At 72.8% G+C, this 16,706-nt stretch carries 18 protein-coding genes; 9 read left to right on the top strand and 9 right to left on the bottom strand.

What is annotated here, in order from left to right:
• The first annotated feature begins 48 nt into the window (after nucleotides 1-48).
• The 4 genes from CMN_RS07875 (at nucleotide 49) to CMN_RS07860 (ending at nucleotide 3,636) form a co-directional block, all read left to right on the top strand.
• A complete protein-coding gene (locus CMN_RS07875) occupies nucleotides 49-969 on the top strand; it encodes an ACP S-malonyltransferase (protein WP_015490297.1) in 921 nt (306 codons plus the stop codon).
• A gap of 30 nt (nucleotides 970-999) precedes the next feature.
• A complete protein-coding gene (locus tag CMN_RS07870) occupies nucleotides 1,000-2,013 on the top strand; it encodes a beta-ketoacyl-ACP synthase III (protein WP_015490296.1) in 1,014 nt (337 codons plus the stop codon).
• Nucleotides 2,014-2,066: 53 nt separating this feature from the next.
• The gene (locus tag CMN_RS07865) at nucleotides 2,067-2,315 is read left to right on the top strand and encodes an acyl carrier protein (RefSeq protein ID WP_012038305.1); all 249 of its coding nucleotides are present in this window, start codon (nucleotides 2,067-2,069) and stop codon (nucleotides 2,313-2,315) included.
• Between the two features lie 79 nt (nucleotides 2,316-2,394).
• Nucleotides 2,395-3,636, top strand: coding sequence for a beta-ketoacyl-[acyl-carrier-protein] synthase family protein (locus tag CMN_RS07860; protein ID WP_015490295.1), 1,242 nt, complete (start codon nucleotides 2,395-2,397; stop codon nucleotides 3,634-3,636).
• A 93-nt stretch (nucleotides 3,637-3,729) separates the two neighbouring features.
• On the opposite strand, the gene CMN_RS07855 is transcribed toward CMN_RS07860, so the two are convergent.
• The gene (locus tag CMN_RS07855) at nucleotides 3,730-4,248 is read right to left on the bottom strand and encodes a DUF3145 domain-containing protein (RefSeq protein WP_012038303.1); all 519 of its coding nucleotides are present in this window, start codon (nucleotides 4,246-4,248) and stop codon (nucleotides 3,730-3,732) included.
• A 264-nt stretch (nucleotides 4,249-4,512) separates the two neighbouring features.
• Here CMN_RS07855 and CMN_RS07850 point away from each other — a divergent pair, with 264 nt between their 5' ends.
• Nucleotides 4,513-5,115, top strand: coding sequence for a PadR family transcriptional regulator (locus tag CMN_RS07850; protein WP_015490294.1), 603 nt, complete (start codon nucleotides 4,513-4,515; stop codon nucleotides 5,113-5,115).
• A gap of 1 nt (nucleotide 5,116) precedes the next feature.
• Here CMN_RS07850 and CMN_RS07845 read toward each other — a convergent pair whose 3' ends face one another.
• Entirely contained in the window at nucleotides 5,117-5,968 is an 852-nt protein-coding gene (locus CMN_RS07845; RefSeq protein ID WP_015490293.1) for a DUF1684 domain-containing protein, read from the bottom strand.
• Between the two features lie 96 nt (nucleotides 5,969-6,064).
• Between CMN_RS07845 and CMN_RS14970 the strand changes: the two genes are divergently transcribed.
• Complete coding sequence (locus tag CMN_RS14970) at nucleotides 6,065-6,250, top strand: hypothetical protein (RefSeq protein WP_041465263.1); 186 nt, start codon at nucleotides 6,065-6,067, stop codon at nucleotides 6,248-6,250.
• 72 nt (nucleotides 6,251-6,322) lie between these two features.
• Here CMN_RS14970 and CMN_RS07835 read toward each other — a convergent pair whose 3' ends face one another.
• Nucleotides 6,323-7,993 (bottom strand): bifunctional 3'-5' exonuclease/DNA polymerase, encoded by a 1,671-nt coding sequence (locus tag CMN_RS07835; protein WP_015490291.1) that lies wholly within the window; start codon nucleotides 7,991-7,993, stop codon nucleotides 6,323-6,325.
• A gap of 257 nt (nucleotides 7,994-8,250) precedes the next feature.
• On the opposite strand from CMN_RS07835, the gene CMN_RS07830 reads away from it, so the two are divergent.
• From CMN_RS07830 to CMN_RS07820, 3 genes are all read left to right on the top strand, one after another.
• On the top strand, nucleotides 8,251-8,454 hold the full coding sequence (locus tag CMN_RS07830; protein ID WP_012038298.1) for a cold-shock protein: 204 nt from the start codon (nucleotides 8,251-8,253) through the stop codon (nucleotides 8,452-8,454).
• A gap of 116 nt (nucleotides 8,455-8,570) precedes the next feature.
• On the top strand, nucleotides 8,571-8,858 hold the full coding sequence (locus tag CMN_RS07825; protein WP_015490290.1) for a hypothetical protein: 288 nt from the start codon (nucleotides 8,571-8,573) through the stop codon (nucleotides 8,856-8,858).
• 144 nt (nucleotides 8,859-9,002) lie between these two features.
• Nucleotides 9,003-10,568: a sugar transferase gene (locus tag CMN_RS07820; RefSeq protein ID WP_015490289.1), complete on the top strand. Its 1,566-nt coding sequence runs from the start codon at nucleotides 9,003-9,005 to the stop codon at nucleotides 10,566-10,568.
• Nucleotides 10,569-10,583: 15 nt separating this feature from the next.
• Here CMN_RS07820 and CMN_RS07815 read toward each other — a convergent pair whose 3' ends face one another.
• The 6 genes from CMN_RS07815 to CMN_RS07790 are packed head-to-tail and all read right to left on the bottom strand — an operon-like array spanning nucleotide 10,584 to nucleotide 16,636.
• Nucleotides 10,584-12,008, bottom strand: a complete 1,425-nt coding sequence (locus CMN_RS07815; protein ID WP_015490288.1) for an oligosaccharide flippase family protein — start codon at nucleotides 12,006-12,008, stop codon at nucleotides 10,584-10,586.
• A gap of 34 nt (nucleotides 12,009-12,042) precedes the next feature.
• Entirely contained in the window at nucleotides 12,043-12,546 is a 504-nt protein-coding gene (locus CMN_RS07810) for a serine O-acetyltransferase (protein WP_015490287.1), read from the bottom strand.
• Nucleotides 12,543-13,259 carry a glycosyltransferase gene (locus CMN_RS07805; protein ID WP_231853745.1) on the bottom strand — a complete coding sequence of 239 codons (717 nt, stop codon included), beginning with the start codon at nucleotides 13,257-13,259 and terminating at the stop codon, nucleotides 12,543-12,545. The genes CMN_RS07810 and CMN_RS07805 overlap by 4 nt, the downstream gene beginning before the upstream one ends.
• Nucleotides 13,192-14,475, bottom strand: coding sequence for a putative colanic acid polymerase WcaD (locus CMN_RS07800; RefSeq protein ID WP_015490285.1), 1,284 nt, complete (start codon nucleotides 14,473-14,475; stop codon nucleotides 13,192-13,194). The genes CMN_RS07805 and CMN_RS07800 overlap by 68 nt, the downstream gene beginning before the upstream one ends.
• Nucleotides 14,472-15,704, bottom strand: a complete 1,233-nt coding sequence (locus CMN_RS07795) for a glycosyltransferase family protein (RefSeq protein ID WP_015490284.1) — start codon at nucleotides 15,702-15,704, stop codon at nucleotides 14,472-14,474. The genes CMN_RS07800 and CMN_RS07795 overlap by 4 nt, the downstream gene beginning before the upstream one ends.
• On the bottom strand, nucleotides 15,701-16,636 hold the full coding sequence (locus tag CMN_RS07790; RefSeq protein ID WP_015490283.1) for a polysaccharide pyruvyl transferase family protein: 936 nt from the start codon (nucleotides 16,634-16,636) through the stop codon (nucleotides 15,701-15,703). The genes CMN_RS07795 and CMN_RS07790 overlap by 4 nt, the downstream gene beginning before the upstream one ends.
• Nucleotides 16,637-16,706: the final 70 nt, after the last annotated feature.

The raw sequence follows: 16,706 nt of genomic DNA, 5'->3' as shown, positions 1-16,706 counted from the left end.
TAGGACGTCGACTCCGACGCGCCTCCCGGCGGGCGGGAGGATGGACGGATGATCATCGTCGTCTGCCCGGGTCAGGGCTCCCAGAAGCCCGGCTTCCTCTCCCCCTGGATCGAGCACCCCGAGCACGCGCGACGCCTGGGCGAGCTGGGCGACGCAGCGGGACTCGACCTCGTCACCCACGGCACCACGTCCGACGCCGACACCATCCGTGACACCGCCGTCGCGCAGCCCCTCATCGTGGCGGCGGGCATCGTCGCCCTGCACGCGCTCCTCGCCGACGGCCGTGACGCGTACGTCGCCGGCATCGCGGGCCACTCGGTGGGCGAGATCACCGCGGCGGCGGGCGCCGGCATCCTCACGGACGACGAGGCGATGCGCGTCGTGCGCACCCGCGGCGACGCGATGGCCGAGGCGGCCGCGATCACCCGCACCGGCATGAGCGCGGTCGTCGGCGGCGACCAGGACGCCGTCCTCGCGCGCCTCGCCGAGCTCGGTCTCGAGCCCGCCAACTTCAACGGCGGCGGCCAGATCGTCGTCGCCGGCGCCCCCGACGCCCTCGCGGCGCTCCAGGCCGAGCCCCTCCGCGGCACGCGCGTCATCCCGCTCCAGGTCGCCGGCGCCTTCCACACGCACCACATGGCTCCCGCGGTCGCCGCCCTGCGCGCCGCGGTCGCGCCGCTCGCGCCCCGCGACCCCCGCTTCCCGGTCTGGACCAACCGGGACGGCAGCCGCGTCGACTCCGGCGCCGCGTACCTCGACCTCATCGTCGGCCAGGTCGCGAGCCCGGTGCGCTGGGACCTCTGCATGGACGCCTTCGCCGCCGCGGGCGTCACCGGCCTCATCGAGGTCGCCCCAGCTGGCGCGCTCACCGGCCTCGCCAAGCGCGGCCTCAAGGGCCTCCCGACGCTCGCGCTCTCCACACCCGACGACCTCCCGGCGGCGATCGACATGCTCGACGCGCACGCCTGATCCCGCCTCACCGACATCGAACAGGCACCCATGACCGACCAGCCCCGCCCCACCATCCAGACCGCACCCGTGGTCGAGCGCTTCACCCGCATCTGGGGCCTCGGCGCCGCCCGCGGCGAGCTCGACGTGCCGAACGACGACCTCGTCGGCCCGATCGACTCCTCCGACGAGTGGATCCGCCAGCGCACCGGCATCATCACGCGCAAGCGCGCGGGCGCCGACGTCGACGCGGTCGACCTCGCGACCACCGCATCGCTCGAGGCCATCGCGAAGGCGGGCATCCGGCCCGAGCAGATCGGCATCGTCCTGGTCTCGACCGTGAGCAATACCGTGCAGACGCCCTCGATGGCCGCGCTCCTCGCCGACCGCATCGGCGCCAACCCGGCGCCCGCCTACGACATCTCGGCCGCGTGCGCCGGGTACACGTACGGCATCGCGCAGGCCGACTCCTTCATCCGGTCCGGCCTCGCGGAGTACGTCCTCGTGGTGGGCGCCGAGAAGCTCTCCGACATCGTCGACCCGACCGATCGCTCCATCTCGTTCCTCCTCGGCGACGGTGCCGGCGCCGCGATCGTCGGCCCGAGCGACACCCCCGGCATCTCGCCCACGGTGTGGGGATCCGACGGCTCGAACTGGGACGCGGTCGGCATGACCGGCACCCTGAAGAGCATGCGCGACGGATCCGCGTGGCCGACGCTCCGCCAGGACGGCCAGAAGGTCTTCCGCTGGGCGGTGTGGGAGATGGTCAAGGTCGCCAAGGAGGCCCTCGACCGCGCGGGTGTCGCGCCCGAGCAGCTCGCCGCCTTCATCCCGCACCAGGCCAACATGCGCATCGTCGACGAGTTCGCGAAGCAGCTCGGCCTCCCCGAGTCCGTCGCCATCGCGCGCGACATCGCCACCACGGGCAACACGTCCGCGGCGTCGATCCCGCTCGCCACCCACCGTCTGCTCCAGGAGGACCCGTCGCTGTCCGGCGGCCTCGCCCTGCAGATCGGGTTCGGCGCCGGTCTCGTCTTCGGCGCGCAGGTCGTCGTCCTGCCCTGAGCCCCACCGCCCCATAAGCTGTTCCGGTCATCACGAACCACGAGGAGATACACATGGCACTGTCCACCGAAGAAGTCCTGGCCGGCCTGGCCGAGCTCGTCAACGACGAGACCGGGATCGCCACCGACACCGTCGAGATGGACAAGTCGTTCACCGACGACCTGGACATCGACTCGATCTCGATGATGACGATCGTCGTCAACGCCGAGGAGAAGTTCGACGTCAAGATCCCCGACGAGGAAGTCAAGAACCTCAAGACCGTCGGCGACGCGGTCACCTTCATCACCAACGCGCAGTCCTGACCGCGCGGAGCATGGCCGGTCCCGCATCCGGGGCCGGCCATCTCCCTCCCCCGTTCCCGACGTCGAGGAGACGCCACGCATGACCACCCCCAAGAAGATCGTCGTCACCGGCATCGGCGCGACGTCTCCGCTCGGCGGCACCGCCGAGGACACCTGGCAGGCGCTCCTGCGCGGCGAGTCGGGCATCAGCACGCTCGAGCAGGACTGGGTCGCCAAGTGGGAGATCCCCGTCACCTTCGCCGGGCAGGCCAAGGTGCCGTCCTCCGAGGTCATGCAGCGCATCGAGACCAAGCGCCTCGACCCATCGAGCCAGTTCGCGCTCACGGCGGCTCGCGAGGCCTGGGCCGACGCCGGGTCCCCCGAGGTCGACCCCCTGCGCTTCGCCGTGGACTGGGCGACCGGCATCGGCGGCGTGTGGACCCTCCTCGACGCGTGGGACACCCTCCGCGAGAAGGGCCCCCGTAGGGTCCTCCCCATGACGGTCCCCATGCTCATGCCCAACGGCCCCGCGGCCGCGGTCGGCATGGACCTCGGCGCGCGCGCCGGCATCCAGACGGTCGTCTCCGCCTGCGCGTCCAGCACCGAGTCCATCGCTAGCGCGTACGAGCACCTCCAGGCGGGACGCGCCGACATCATCGTCGCCGGCGGATCCGAGGCCTCCATCCACCCGCTCCCCATCGCGTCGTTCGCCGCGATGCAGGCGCTGTCCAAGCGGAACGACGACCCCCAGCGCGCGTCGCGTCCCTACGACATCGCGCGCGACGGCTTCGTGCTCGGCGAGGGCGGCGCCGCCCTCGTCCTCGAGATCGAGGAGCACGCGAAGGCCCGAGGCGCCCGCATCTACGCCGAGCTGGTGGGCGGCGCGGTCACGAGCGACGCGTTCCACATCACGGCCCCTGACCCCGAGGGCACGGCCGCCGCGCGCGCCATGATCCAGAGCATCGAGGGCGCGGGCTACTCGCGCTCCGACGTCTCGCACATCAACGTGCACGCGACGAGCACGCCCGTCGGCGACATCGCCGAGTACAAGGCGCTCGAGCGCGTGTTCGGCGACGCGGTGCACGGGATCCCCGTGAGCGCCACGAAGGCGTCGACGGGCCACCTCCTCGGCGGCGCCGGCGCCATCGAGGCCGTCTTCACGGTGAAGGCGCTGGCCGAGCGCACCGCTCCCCCGACGATCAACCTCACGGAGCAGGATCCCGACATCCCGCTCGACGTGGTCACGTCGCCCCGGTCGCTGGGCGACGGCGACCTGCTCGCGATCAGCAACTCGTTCGGCTTCGGCGGGCACAACGCGGTCATCGCCTTCCGCAGCGTCTAGCCGCACCCACGACGAGAGGCCCCGACCGGATGGTCGGGGCCTCTCGTCGTGCGGGCGGGCGGGGAGGAGCCGCGCGCCGGGTGCGGACCCCGGTCAGCCGACCTTGTGCAGCCAGACGACGGGGCTGAAGTCGCTCGCGTGGCGGAAGGCCTCGAGCTCGTCGTCCCAGGCCTGGCCCATCGCCAGGCGCAGCTCGCGGTGGAGCTCCAGCGTGTTGGAGCCGGCGACGTCGAGGGCGTAGCGGATGCGGTCCTCGGGGATGACCGTGTTGCCGGCGGTGTCGGTCTGCGCGAAGAAGACGCCGAGGTCCGGAGTGTGCATCCACCGTCCGCCGTCGCGGCCGGGGCCGGCGTCCTCGGTGACCTCGTAGCGGAGGTGCTCCCAGCCGCGGAGGCCGCTGGCGATGGCGGCGCCGGATCCCTCCGGGCCCTCCCAGTAGTACTCCGCGCGCATGGCGCCCTTCAGCACGGGCTGCGGGTCCCAGGTGAAGTTCACGGCGTGGCCGAGCGCACGACCGGCGGCCCATTCGACATGGGGGCAGAGCGCGCGAGGGGAGGAGTGCACGTAGAGCACTCCTCGAGCCGGTCTTGAGTTGGCGACGGGTGCTTCCATGGGTCTCCTCCATCCGATCAGATGCGTCTTCCCCAACGATCTGCGTGCGATGGACGAGCTCCACACCTGCCGGTGCGGCCGGCGCGAGCGCCGACGGGTCCCATCATGGCGGGTGATCCTGTGCGCGGGCAACATGCGGGTCGCGACGCGCCGCAGGAAGTCATCGCGCGCGCTTCCGCGGATGCGGCGGGTCCGACCGGGGTGCATGCCGGGAATGCCTATGCTCCAGGTATCGGCCCGCCGTGGCCGGGAGACGGGGCGGGCATGTCGGTGCGGCACGCGCTCCTCGCGGTCCTCACCGAGGGCACCTGCTACGGCTACCAGCTCCGGACCGAGTTCTCCCGGCGCACGGGCACCGCGGCGCCGCTCAACGTTGGCCAGATCTACAACACGCTCGACCGGCTCGAGCGCGACGGACTCGTCGTGAAGGGCGCCATGGACGACGCGGGGCACGTGCCCTACACGATCACGGCGGCGGGGGCGGCCGAGGTCGAGGAGTGGTTGGCGGCGAGCGTGGGTGCCGTCGGGGACCGCGACGAGCTGGTGGTGAAGGTCACGCTGGCGCTGTCGCTCCCCGACGCGGACGTGCGCGAGGTCGTGCGGATCCAGCGCGAGCGCTCGCTCGCCGAGGCGGACGCGCTCGCCCGGACCCGGGAGCGTCTCGACGCGGAGGCCGGGGAGCCCGCGCTCGCGCGCCTGCTGTCCGTGGAGGCGCAGGAGGCACAGGTCCGCGCGCGGCTGACGTGGCTCGATGCGGCCGAACGTCGGATCGGCGACGCGCGCGCCCACGGCACGCGACCCGCGGGACTCGCCGCGGCTCCCCGCCGGGGGCGTCCGGCGCGCGCCCCGGTCGGATCCGCCGACTGACCTAGTGCAGCAGCCCGCCGTCCTTGGCGAGCACGTTCTTCTCCCCCGCCTCGATGGGCACGGCGAAGCGGTTCTGCTTCGGCGGCATCGGGCAGTTGAAGTTGTAGCTGAAGGCGCACGGGGGCAGGTAGGCGCGGTTGAAGTCCAGGGTGATCGTGCCGTCGGGCGACGGCGCGACCATGAGGAAGCGGCCGACGCCGTACGTGGACTCGCCGCTCGTGGCGTCGGAGAACACCAGCAGGAGCGCGCGTCCCTCGCGGAAGGCGGCGAGCGAGTAGTCGACCCCGTCCTTCGTGAACGTGATCTCACCGGGCACGATCTTGTCCTTCGTGGCGCCGTCGTCCTTGAGGTGCTCGAAGCCCATCGCGCGTCCTCCCTCGATCGGCGTGAAGTCCGCCTTCACCACCCACTCCTCGGAGTACGGGAAGGCGTCGATGCCGCCGAAGTCGCGGATCGCGTCGGACTGCGCGTCCCAGACGCGGAGCGCGTAGGCGCCCTCCTCGCTCGCGATGACGAACGCCGAGACCGTGTCGCTGGCGACGACGGACGAGGGCTGGGCGTCGTCGCGGCCGCGCACGATCGCCTCGCCGTCGACGAGGACGCCGTCGACACGGAGGCCGTCCGCCGCGGTGGCCTGCAACCGGAGGCCGGATGCGCCGGGCTCGAGGGGCGACCAGGTGCCCGGGATGCCGTACACGGGCTGCGGGGCGGCGTCGTGGGACATCCACTGCGTGTTGACGAGTGCCAGGTTGCCCTGCGGCAGGACCACCATCTGCTCGCGACGCGAGCGGTAGACGGCGAGCACCTCCGCCGGGTCGGTGGGAGCGGGAGCGGCGGGGGCGGGATCGGTCATGGTCCCATCCTCGCCGCCCGCGGGGCCCCGGCCAAGTCGGGCGCGCATCCGGCGGGCGGGGTTCCCCGTGGAGCGGCGCGAGCGTACGGTCGGGCCATGAGCACAGATCACGAGAGCACCTCGACCGACGACGACGGCACGACGACGCACACCGAGGAGCACGACGAGACCTCCTCCTCGGTCACCACGGAGAGCGGCTCGGACCGGGCGACCCCCGACGGCTCCGGCAGCAACACGGATGAGGGCGACGACCACAAGGGCGACGTCGCCTCCGGCGGCTGATCCTCCCGCGAACCCGCGAACCCGCGACGCCCGGTCCCCGAGGGGCCGGGCGTCGTCATGTCCGAGCCCTGATCATTTGGCCTGCGCGTAGTCGTCGACGACCGCGATCGTGACGGGGAAGTCGACGGGCGCGTCGCCGAACAGCAGGCGGCCGGCCTCGGCGGCGGCCTCGGCCACGGCCCGGCTGACCTCGTCGACGCGGTCGTCGGGCGCGTGGACCATGACCTCGTCGTGCAGGAAGAAGACGAGGTGCGGGCGGGAGCCGGGCCGTTCCATCGCGGCGAGGCGGCGCCGGAGGCTGGCGAGCCAGCAGAGCGCCCACTCGGCCGCGCTGCCCTGGACGACGAAGTTGCGGGTGAACCGGCCCTGGTCGCGCGCGGACGTGCGGGCGCGGGCGGCGTCCGCGGGAGACGCCTCGCCCGCGCGGCCGATCTGCTGCACGTCGACCCACGCGTCGCCGGGAGGCGGGGACGACCGCCCGAGCCGCGTGCTCACGATCCCCCCGCTCTCCCCCGCCCGCGCCGCGCGTTCGACGTACCCGGTGGCCCGCGGGTAGGCCCGGACGAGCCGCGGCATCAGGCGCCCGCTCTCGCCGGATGTCGCGCCGTACATGGCGCCGAGCATCGCTACCTTGGCGTGCGCGCGGGTGTCGACGACGCCCGCGTCGACGAGTCCCTGGTAGAGGTCGGTGCCGCGTCCCGCGTCGGCCATCGCGCGGTCCTCCGCCAGCGCGGCGAGCACCCGGGGCTCGAGCTGCGCGGCGTCGGCGACGACGAGCCGCCAGCCGGGATCGGCCCGGACGGCCGAGCGGATCTGGCGGGGCAACTGCAGCGCGCCCCCTCCGCTGGCGGCCCAGCGCCCGGTGACCACGCCGCCGGGGACGTACTCGGGGTGGAAGCGGCCGTCGCGGATCCACGTCTCCATCCACGTCCAGCCGTTGGCGGTGAGGAGGCGGGACAGCTTCTTGTGCTCCAGCAGCGGTGCGATGACGGGGTGGTCGATCCCCTGCAGCTCCCACTGGCGGGTGCTCGTCGCGTCGATGCCGGCGCGGCGGAGCGCCCGGAGCACGTCGGGCGGGCTGTCGACGTTGAGATCGGGCGCGGCGAGGATCTCCCGGATCCGCGCGGCGAGCCGCAGGAGCGCGGGAGGCGCGCCGCCGCGCGCCGGCCGACCGCCCAGCAGGTCGACCAGGAGCGCGTCGTGAACCGCCGTGTCCCACGGCAGCCCGTCGGCGGACATCTCGGCGGCGACGAGGGCGCCCGCCGACTCCGCGGCGAGGAGGAGGCGCAGGCGGCCGGGGTCAGCGCTGCCCGCGACCGCGTCGAGCTGCAGCCGGAGCTCGGCGACCAGCTCGTCCGGCGAGCCGCCCTCGGGCGCGTCGAGGTCGTCGAAGAGCGTCGCGGACGCCGACGGCTCCCGCTCCGACGGGGCGGCCCGGTCCCAGGGCCCGGCGGGCATCCGGGCGAGCGCGCTGTCGGCGGTCTGCGTGGACAGCCGCAGGATCGCGTGGCAGAGGCGGAGGTCGTGGCAGCGGGCGACGCGGACGCCCTGGGCGATGAGGGTGCGCGCCCACGTGGCGGTGTCGTCCCAGACCCAGCGCGGCGCGGGGTCGGCGCGCTCGCGTGCGGCGGCGACCGCGGGCCACTCGGAGGACGGGACGTCGCGCGTGGCCGTGACGGTGCCGGTCGCGTCGAGGTCGACGAGCCGGACGCCGGAGGGCGTCCGCGCGACCAGGATGTGCATGCCCTCATCATCCCGCGCGCGTCCGACGTCGGACCCCGCCCGCCGTGCCCTCCGCTCCCCCCGCACGGCGTCATGCGGGGAAACACCGCACGGGAATGTGCGCGCATCCCCCGCTCGCGCGGTTTCACCCGCTAGGGTTGGTCACAAGTCGTCAGGTCCTCACGATCCGCCCGGTCCGCCGGAGGGGTCACGAGGGGCGGACGACCCGCGGTCCCGGGTCCCGGGATCGATGCATCTCTTTTGAAGGAAATTTCGTCATGGCAACAGGCACCGTCAAGTGGTTCAACGCTGAAAAGGGCTTCGGCTTCATCGCTCCCGACAACGGAACCGCGGATGTGTTCGCTCACTACTCCGCGATCGCGACGGGCGGCTACAAGTCGCTCGACGAGAACCAGAAGGTCGAGTTCGAGGTCGCCCAGGGCCCCAAGGGTCCCCAGGCTGAGAACATCCGCCCGCTCTAATGCCACCCGCTCGCCTCTGGTGAGCGCAGCACGCTGAGCTTCCGAGGACGGCTCCGACCATGTGGTCAGGGCCGTTCTCCATTTAACGCGCGCCCGCGCGTGCGGGACCATGGACCGTGCCCTCCTACCGCATCACCATGACCGTCGGCGCGCTGCGACCGGGCGCCGACCCCGCTTCCGTCCTCCCCGCCGCGGCTGACGAGGCCGCCCGCATCGCCACCCTCGAGGCCAATGACATCCAGGTCGTGCGCGGCGAGCCCCGACTCACGGTGCGCTTCACCGCGGACGACGACGCGGCGGCCGAGCGCATCGCGGGCGCCGTCCGGGCTCGCGCGGGCGAGCTCGTCGAGATCCCCCGAGCGAGCATCACGCGTCGCGACGGGGGCGCGTGGACCCGGATCTGATCCGCGCGGACCACGCCTGTCCCCCGAGGGCCCCGAGCGGACCCGTCGGGCACGCGCCGCCGAGCATCGACGGCAACGCCTGTAGTCTCGATCCCAAGAGCCGACGGAGTCTCAGGGGGACGCAGCATCGGCTTGGGGGGGACGATGATCGAACAGAAGACCACGCACGACACGGGAGCACGGGAGGCCGGCACCCGTCGACGCATGACCGACAGGTCGGCGAGCGGCGTACGCGCCGACGCCGGTCCGCTCACCGAGGCCGACGGCCTGCGGGCGCACGACTGGCGCCGCACCTACGCCGTCGGGCTCGCCGTCACGGACCTCCTCGTCCTCATCTGGGTCGTCTTCGGCGTCCAGATCGCGTGGTTCGGCTTCGAGACCTCGGACGTCGCCTTCAACGGGGATTACGAGGGGGTGGCCGTCAGCTACTCGCTCATCTCCGTCGTCATCATCGCGAGCTGGATGGTGGCGCTCGGCCTGTACGGCACCCGCGGCTACCGCGTGCTGGGCACGGGGCCGCAGGAGTACCGGCTGATCCTCGACGCCACCGTGCGGCTGTTCGGGCTGGTCGCCATCGTGGCGTTCCTCGGCCGCATCGACTTCGCCCGCGGCTACATCATCATCGCGCTGCCGCTCGGGCTCGTGACCCTCGTGCTCAGCCGCTGGATGTGGCGGCAGTGGCTCAACGTCCAGCGCGCCAAGGGCCGCTACTCGTCCCGCGTGCTGCTCATCGGATCCGAGGCGTCGACGGGGTTCCTGGCCCGCGAGCTCGCGCGCCAGCCCTACGCCGGATACCACGTGGTGGGGGCGTGCATCCCGTCGGGCGTGATCGCGGCGACGCTGCCCGGCACCGGGATCCCGGTCCTTGGCAAGCTCGCCGACCTTCAGGCCGCCATGCGCGCGGTCGACGCCGACACCATCGTCATCGCCAGCAACGACGAGCTGTCGCCCGAGCGGATCCGCGAGCTCAGCTGGTCGCTGGAGCCCGGACGCCAGCACCTCGTGGTGGCGCCCAGCCTCACCGACATCGGCGGGCCGCGGATCCACACCCGCCCCGTGGCCGGCCTGCCCCTCATCCACGTGGAGACGCCGCGCTACGAGGGGACGAAGCTCTTCGCGAAGCGGGCGTTCGACATCGTCGCGAGCACGCTGATCCTCGTCCTCGCCTCGCCCCTGTTCCTCGCCATCGCGATGACCATCCGGCTGAGCACCCCGGGTCCCGTGCTCTTCCGCCAGGAGCGCGTGGGGATCAACGGGCGCCCGTTCCAGATGCTGAAGTTCCGCACGATGGTGACGGACGCGGAGGCGCGGCTGCGCGATCTCGAGGAGAAGTCCCGGGACGCCGGCAACTCCGTGCTCTTCAAGATGAAGGACGACCCCCGGGTCACCCCCATCGGCCGGTTCCTCCGTCGCTACAGCCTCGACGAGCTGATGCAGCTCGTGAACGTCCTCAACGGCAGCATGTCGCTCGTGGGCCCGCGCCCGCCGCTCGCGCGCGAGGTCGAGGCGTACGAGACGAAGGTGCACCGGCGCTTCCTGGTGAAGCCGGGCATCACGGGACTCTGGCAGGTGAGCGGGCGGTCGAACCTCTCGTGGGAGGACAGCGTGCGGCTCGACCTCTACTACGTGGAGAACTGGTCGATCGTGGGCGACCTCGTCATCCTCTGGAAGACGGCGAAGGCCGTGCTGGCGCGCGAGGGGGCGTACTGAGCGCAGCCGCGGCGATCAGGCCGCGCGCCGCCGTCGCCGCATGATGGCGGCGAACGCGAGCACCGCGATGAGCGCGCCGATGCCGAGGTCGAGGATCGTCTCCACGAGGCTCGATCCCACGTACTCGCCGACGACGATGCAGACGAGCGCCGTGAGTCCGCCCAGCGCGACCGCCATGGGCAGCAGGCGCCGGAGGAACAGCCGCCGGGGCGCCGCGCCCAGCATGCACCAGGCCGTGATCGTGATGGCGGGCGAGACGATGAAGGAGTTGATCACGAGCACGCCTGCGAGGCCCCCGGTCAGCGCGCCGACGACCACGCCCGCCAGCACGGTGTAGTTGAGGACCGCGTCCACCGTGAGGGCGCGCGAGTGGTGTCCGGCGACGAGCGCCCAGCGGGCGGGGATCGCGACGATCATCGATGCCGCCAGCCCCCAGGACAGCGGCATGAGCGCCCCCGCGGTGCGCCACTCGTCGCCGAGGAGCACCTCGACGAGATGCGGACCGCTGAGGGAGACCGCGAGCGCGAACGGCACGCCGACGGCGATGACGACCGCGGCGAGGCGCCGGAGCTGGTCGTCGGCGCGCCCGGCCAGGCGCGCCACCGCGAGGTCGCGGATGGCCATCGGGTTGAGCGCCTGCTGCGCCTGCTGGAGGGGCCCGATGAGGAACGAGTACGCCCGCGAGTACTGCGCGAGGGCGACCGGGCCGAGCAGGATGCTGACGAGCAGGTTGTCGCCGTTGCGGGCGGCGAAGCCGGCGAGCTGGCTCTGGTACGTGCCGTGCATCGACGTGTAGAGCTGGCGTGCCGCCGGGCGGACGGGCACGCGGGCGGGCAGGTCGGCCCTCCCCCGGCGGATCCAGGCGGCCTCGAACGCCAGCCAGCGGACGGCCGCGATGACGAGCTGGCTGCTCGCGGCGGCCCACAGGCTGTCCGTGAGGACGAGCGCGCCGATCGCGATCACGTTGCCGACCAGCACGCTGGAGAGGTCGACGAGCGAGACGTAGCGGAGCTGCCGGGCCGCGATGAGGAAGGCCCGGGGCGTCATCGACGCCATCGTGACGGGCAGCGCGGCGCACAGGACCACCCACATGACGTCGGCGTCGAGCGACGTGCCGACCACGAGCGCGACCGCGGCCGTGAGCGCCGCAGCGCCCGCGGCGACCACGACGGCCATCCGGCGCCAGGTGCGCGCCGACTCGAGGTAGCCGAGGGTGTGCGTGAGCACGGCCTGGGGCACGCAGATGTCGAAGAGGACGGCGACGCACGCCGTGACGGTGAGGGCGAGGAAGTACACGCCGTAGTCGGACGGACCCAGGAGCCGCGCGGCGAGGGTGGCAGCGACGAGGCCGACCGCCGCGATGATCGCCTGCGCCGCGAGCGGCCACACCGACGAGTCGCGGCTCCGGGCTCCCCGGGCCGCGCGGTCGTCGGCGCTCATCGCGCGCTCGGCCGGGTGGCGGTGCGCGGTGCCGTCACAGCACGCGTCCCGGGACGCCGACCACGGTCGCCCCGGCGGGGACGTCGCGGAGCACCAGGGTCATGGCGCCGATGGTGCTGCCGTCGCCCACGTGGATGGGGCCGAGGATCTGCGCGAAGGCGCCCACCTGCACGTCGTCGCCGATGACCGGCACGTCGTCGCCCTTCTTCGCCCCGATCGTGACCCCGTGGCGCATGGTGAACCGGGCGCCGATGCGCGCCTGGGGGTGGACGATGACCGTGCCGAAGTGGTGGATCATGATGCCCGGTCCGATCTCGACCGACCGCGGGATGTCGATCCCCGTCACCAGCCGCACCACGCTGTAGAGCGCGACGTACAGCACGTGGGCGGGCAGGCGCACGGCCCGCGAGCAGGTGCGCGTCCAGCGCCCGTACCGGTAGACCGACACCGCCCAGAACGACGGCTGCAGAATCCAGGCGCCCCGGCCGTAGCGCTCCCGGTCGGCGGCCCAGCGGCCGCGCTCGTCGACGGCGCTCACGACGTCTGCACCGTGCGGCGGATGCGGCTCGCCGTGTGCAGCGCCCGGCTCGCCCAGCGGACGGGCAGGGGGGTGTGCAGCGTCTCCGCCTGCACGCGGGCCGCCTCGACGGCGATCTCCTTCGCGCGCACCTGCGACATGCCGCCGGCCGCGAAGACCGCGAACGGCACGTGCACGACGACCGGGCGGACGCCGGACCGCAGGAGCCGGGCCGTGAGCTCGTAGTCGCCGACGACGCGGAAGCGGAGGTCGTAGCGGGCACCGCGGATGCGGGATCCCGGGTACAGGATCGCCTGGTGGGACGTGGGCAGCCCGTGGTGGATGTAGATGGGCGGCCGTGCCTTGCGCAGGATCTCGCCATGGCCGGTGTCGAGCAGGTAGTCGCCGAGGAGCAGCTCGTCGTCGCCCGACGCGCGCAGGATCCCGGACAGCGTCTCCCAGGACTCGACGTGGGACCGGTCGCCGCCGTTGAGGAACCAGACGAACCTGCCGTTCGAGCGGGCGATGCCCTCGTTCATCGCGTCGTAGATGCCGTCGTCGGGGCCGCTCGAGAGGTCGACCGGGACGCCCGATGCTGTCACGACCTCGTCGAGTCCCTCCCCCGTGCCGCCGTCGACGACGATGACCTCGATCGCGTCGCCCGCGTCATGGACGAGCTGGCGCACCGACCGGAGCGTGCTGCCGAGCCCCGGCAGGTCCCGGAAGGTGACCACGACGACGGACAGGAGCGGTGGGGGTACCGGCATGGGGAGCGACCAGGCTTTCGTTGCAGGCGACGAGCGTCGCGATGAGGAGGGCGGTCATGACGGCGTACTCGGGCAGCATGATGCCGCCGGAGAAGAATAGGGTCCCGAAGAGCCACAGCGGCGTCACGGCTCCCCAGGTCGAGCGCCTGCTGCGGAGCATCCCCCGGATCGCGAGGACGGCGAGGGCCGCGATGAGCACCAGGCCGATCCACCCGAAGTAGAACACCAGCACGTACAGGCCGTTGTCGAGCGAGGTGCCGAGCTCCGCGCCGTTGTAGAGGTCGTAGCCCAGCAGGATGTTCGACACCGAGCCGAGGGCGTGGCCGATGGGCGTGTGCAGGAGCGTGTCCCCGAGCACCTGCAGCGGCGCCACGAGGCGGTAGTTCGTGCTGGATCCGGACGTGCTGAAGCTCTCCAAGCGCGTCTGCAGGTACGTGCCGCTGGCGACCCCCACGACCGCGAGGCCGCTCAGGACCACGATGCTCGCGCCGGGGCGGGAGCGGAGGGCGACCACGACGCCGATGATGAGCAGCAGCAGGAGCCCCGTCGCGGAGCGGGACATGAGCACGCCGAGGATGCCGACCGCGATGGTGCCGCGGAAGTGGCGGCCGGTGAGCAGCGAGATGAGCGTGAGCGTCCCGATGACGAAGGCGTCGTAGGAGGGCTCGAGGAAGAAGCCCTGCGCGCGCGGGATGGGATTGAACTGGAGGTAGGGCTGGTACTCGTACAGGTACTGGAAGCGCCCGAACACGTTGAAGAACGCCTCGCTGCCGAGCGTCCCCGCGGCCACCTGCAGGACCGACAGGCCGACGACGATGAGGAGCATCGCCGAGATGGCCGTGGAGAAGGCTGTCGAGCCGACGAACCCGGGGTCGAGGCCCGCGGATCCTGCCACGATCACGATGACCGCGAGGATGAACAGCGCGAGCGTGCGGAGGAACGACAGCGGATCGCTGCCCTCCATGCCGGTCACGAGCGCCGCCGACGCCGTGAGCGCCACGACCGCGCAGAGCGCGAGGACGAGGCGGCGCGCGTAGCCGCCGCGCGACAGCAGGAGGATCAGGGGCACGCCCACCACCAGCCCGAGCGTGACGGGGTAGCCGGCCGCCTGGACGATCATGAAGTGCTGGCCGATGACGGCGACGCCCATGAGCCACGCCTCACGCCGGTAGCTGCGGGTCATGCGGACACCAGCTCCTCGTACACGGCGCGGTACTCGTCGGCCATGCGCCGCGGATCGAAGCGCCGGACGTCGCGTGTCTGGCGATCCGACCGGCCGCCCGCGCGCTCGTCCGCGATGAGCGCCGCCGCGAGCTCCCGGCCCGTGCCCACGACCGTGACGTCGGGGTGGTCGCCGAACTCGCGGATCGCCGGCGAGTCGACGGCGAAGACCCGCATGCCGGCCGTCAGCGCCTCGGAGACGGTGAGCGGGAAGTAGTCGACCCGCGAGGTGAAGACGAGGCGGTCGTGACGCCGCATCACGCGCGCCAGCTCGACGCGGTCGCCGGTGGCGGGCAGGCGCGTGGCGCCCGGGGCGTCCTCGGGTGCGTCGTCTCCCATTATGGTGAGCCCTTCGGTCGTATCCGCGGCGATGGCACGGAGCGCGTCCCAGTCGACCTTCGCGGGATCCCGGAGGTCGCGGCAGATGAACAGCGCCCCCGAGCGCGGTGGGTCCGATGGTACCTGTGCCGCGGTCGCCTCCGACCAGAACGCGCGGTCGACGGAGTTCGTGATCGTGCGCACGTCGTCGAAGCCGGCCGTGGCCGCCTCGGCCGCGAGCCAGTGCGCGCAGGCCACCACGGCCGAGGGCACTGCCCGGCGGAGGGCGGCGATGTCCTCGCGCCGCCGGGTGAAGACGCGCGCGGCGTTGTCGACGCGGGCGGGCGGGTACGCCTGGAGGTCCGGGCAGCGCGGGCAGCCGTCCTCCCAGAGCCGGCACGTGCCGGGCTGGGCGCAGCGGCCCGTCATGATCCACTGGTCGTGCAGCGTCCACACGACGGGCGTGCGCGCTGCGGCGATCTCGCGGAACAGCCATCGGGGCGGCAACCAGTAGCTGTGGACGATGTGCAGGTGCACCACGTCGGCGGCCGCGATGGCCGCGCGCAGCTCCTCGCGGCGGCCGGACGCCGGACGGACGACCTCGGTGCCGACGACGAGGTGCGCCGCCATGTTGAGGGCGGCGCGGGGCCGGGAGGTGACGCGGAGCGACGCGCGGGCGTCCGCGCCGCCGGAGTCGCGGCCTCCGGGGCCGTAGCCGTAGGCGAAGGAGCCGTCCACGCCCAGCTCGCCCAGCTCGTGCATCAGCGTCCGCGCGACGCCGGCCGCGCCCCCCTCGCCGAGGCGCACGCTGAGGTGGAGGACGCGGAGGGGCGGGGTGGCGGCACCCGGATCCGCGGCGGGCACGCCGCTCATCCGGCCACCGGGAGCTGCGCCTTCCAGGCGTGGATCTCGTCGTACGGGAGCCGCACGTCCAGGGGCACGCGGCGCTCGACCGTCGCCCGGATGGCCTCCCGCTCGCCGCGGGCGTGCACGGGGAGGCCGGTGTCGCGGCTGATCTCCAGCGCCCGGTTGTCGACGGCGACGATGACGCCCCACGCCCCCGTCTCGAGCGCGCGCACGCCGCCGTGGAGGCGCGTGCCGATGTAGTCGGAGTCGCCGGCGGCCAGGAGCGCGTCGTAGGCGGCGAGCGTCGGCTCGGCGATCGTGAAGTCACCCGTCAGTGTGCGCGCGTAGGCCGCGTCGCGGATCGACTGCGGCCAGATCACGACGCGCTCGTAGTGCTCGGCGGCGAGGGCGATGAGCCACTCGTCCTCGGCGACGTCGCGGTTGTAGTCGGTGAGCGTGAGGATCGCCTGCGCGGGGCGCGCGCTCTCGACGCCGTTGTGCCGGTCGAGCCCCCACATGGTCGGGCATGCGGTGTTCAGCACCCGGAAGCCCATCCGCTCGAGGCGCACCTTCGTGTACTCGTCGCGCACCGAGTGCACGAGGTCCGGGGAGAGGACCTCCCGGAGCATGTGCGTGGTGTACCGGTTGGGCTCGTCCTGGTACTGCCACCAGCCGACGCCGAGCAGGACGACCTTGTGCTTGAGGCTGCGCGCCACGATCGGGTCGAGCTTCCACTGCCGGTACCAGGGCATGTTCGAGGAGAGGAGGTTGGTGCCGCCCACGATGGCGAGCTCCGCGTCGGCGGCGGTCCGGCGCTGGCTGCGGGTCAGGCGCGTCTGCGTGGGCAGCCTGACGGTGAGCGGCACGACGCCGTCGAGCGCCCGGAGGACGTTCTCGCGGATGATCTGGTCGCCGACGTTGGCGGACGAGATGGAGGGATCGAGCAGGAGTCCGTTCATGATGGAGCCTTCGTTCGGGGCGGCGACGGCAGATGCGGTCGCCGGCGGGAGAGGGATGGCCGCGGTGCGC

The sequence above is a fragment of the Clavibacter nebraskensis NCPPB 2581 genome (genome assembly GCF_000355695.1).
Taxonomy (GTDB): domain Bacteria; phylum Actinomycetota; class Actinomycetes; order Actinomycetales; family Microbacteriaceae; genus Clavibacter; species Clavibacter nebraskensis.
This window is presented reverse-complemented; position numbering and strand designations above follow the sequence as displayed.

What these genes read in the sequence shown, in the direction of transcription:
- CMN_RS07845 (WP_015490293.1), bottom strand. Translation starts at nt 5,968, where the DNA reads ATGACCGATCCCGCCCCCGCCGCTCCCGCTCCCACCGACCCGGCGGAG.
- CMN_RS07860 (WP_015490295.1), top strand. Translation starts at nt 2,395, where the DNA reads ATGACCACCCCCAAGAAGATCGTCGTCACCGGCATCGGCGCGACGTCT.
- CMN_RS07800 (WP_015490285.1), bottom strand. Translation starts at nt 14,475, where the DNA reads ATGACCCGCAGCTACCGGCGTGAGGCGTGGCTCATGGGCGTCGCCGTC.
- CMN_RS07830 (WP_012038298.1), top strand. Translation starts at nt 8,251, where the DNA reads ATGGCAACAGGCACCGTCAAGTGGTTCAACGCTGAAAAGGGCTTCGGC.
- CMN_RS07790 (WP_015490283.1), bottom strand. Translation starts at nt 16,636, where the DNA reads ATGAACGGACTCCTGCTCGATCCCTCCATCTCGTCCGCCAACGTCGGC.
- CMN_RS07820 (WP_015490289.1), top strand. Translation starts at nt 9,003, where the DNA reads ATGATCGAACAGAAGACCACGCACGACACGGGAGCACGGGAGGCCGGC.
- CMN_RS14970 (WP_041465263.1), top strand. Translation starts at nt 6,065, where the DNA reads ATGAGCACAGATCACGAGAGCACCTCGACCGACGACGACGGCACGACG.
- CMN_RS07870 (WP_015490296.1), top strand. Translation starts at nt 1,000, where the DNA reads ATGACCGACCAGCCCCGCCCCACCATCCAGACCGCACCCGTGGTCGAG.
- CMN_RS07855 (WP_012038303.1), bottom strand. Translation starts at nt 4,248, where the DNA reads ATGGAAGCACCCGTCGCCAACTCAAGACCGGCTCGAGGAGTGCTCTAC.
- CMN_RS07865 (WP_012038305.1), top strand. Translation starts at nt 2,067, where the DNA reads ATGGCACTGTCCACCGAAGAAGTCCTGGCCGGCCTGGCCGAGCTCGTC.
- CMN_RS07850 (WP_015490294.1), top strand. Translation starts at nt 4,513, where the DNA reads ATGTCGGTGCGGCACGCGCTCCTCGCGGTCCTCACCGAGGGCACCTGC.
- CMN_RS07795 (WP_015490284.1), bottom strand. Translation starts at nt 15,704, where the DNA reads ATGAGCGGCGTGCCCGCCGCGGATCCGGGTGCCGCCACCCCGCCCCTC.
- CMN_RS07835 (WP_015490291.1), bottom strand. Translation starts at nt 7,993, where the DNA reads ATGCACATCCTGGTCGCGCGGACGCCCTCCGGCGTCCGGCTCGTCGAC.
- CMN_RS07815 (WP_015490288.1), bottom strand. Translation starts at nt 12,008, where the DNA reads ATGAGCGCCGACGACCGCGCGGCCCGGGGAGCCCGGAGCCGCGACTCG.
- CMN_RS07875 (WP_015490297.1), top strand. Translation starts at nt 49, where the DNA reads ATGATCATCGTCGTCTGCCCGGGTCAGGGCTCCCAGAAGCCCGGCTTC.